This is a genomic window from Streptomyces swartbergensis (assembly GCF_002148965.1).
Lineage (GTDB): Bacteria > Actinomycetota > Actinomycetes > Streptomycetales > Streptomycetaceae > Streptomyces > Streptomyces swartbergensis.
Genome location: NZ_NGFN01000854.1, coordinates 1 through 628, shown reverse-complemented (window position 1 = coordinate 628; position 628 = coordinate 1). Strand labels below are relative to the sequence as shown.

Genomic DNA, 628 nt, shown 5'->3' with positions numbered 1-628 from the left:
GGCCGTAGCCGTCCGCGACGAGCGAGCGGAGCCGGTCGCCGCCGGCGTCGGTGCCGTAATCCAGGACCAGGTCGGCCGGCACGGTCAGGTCGCCGACGGTGGAGCAGTCCACGTGGCTGTCGCCGAGGTCGATGTCATAACGGCCCCTGGCGTCTTCGAAGACCCAGCGGCGCATCGGGTACCCGGTGTTCGGGTGGGCCTGCCTCACGCGAGCGCCCCCTCGGACAGCCTCTGCCCGATCCCCGGCGCCCAGCGGCCCTGCAGCACCGGGCGGACCACGCCGGTGAGGGTGACACCGCCGTCCTCGCCGATGCCGACCTGGACCTCTCCCCCGGGCATACGGACCGTGACCCGTGAGCCGGTGAGGTTCAGGGCGTGTGCGGCGACGGCGGCCGCACAGGCGCTGCTGCCGGAGGCGAGGGTGTACCCGGCGCCCCGCTCGAAGATCTCGATCCGGAGGGTCTCCCGGTCGATCACGTCGAGCAGTTCGACGTTGATCCGGCCCGGGAACATCGCGTGGTCGCGCACGGCCGCACCGACCGTACGGGCCAGGGCCTCGTCTGCGGGCCCGTCCGGCACGGGGATCACGCAGTGCGGGCTGCCGAGTTGCACGCAGGTGACCTCGAAC

2 pseudogenes are annotated in these 628 nt (G+C 72.9%); both read right to left on the bottom strand.

Going from position 1 to position 628, the window contains the following annotated elements:
- Positions 1-208 (bottom strand): annotated as a pseudogene (locus CA983_RS44750) (hypothetical protein); the annotation flags it as partial.
- A pseudogene (locus CA983_RS44745) lies at positions 205-628 on the bottom strand (diaminopimelate epimerase); the annotation flags it as partial. The pseudogenes CA983_RS44750 and CA983_RS44745, both read right to left, overlap by 4 nt.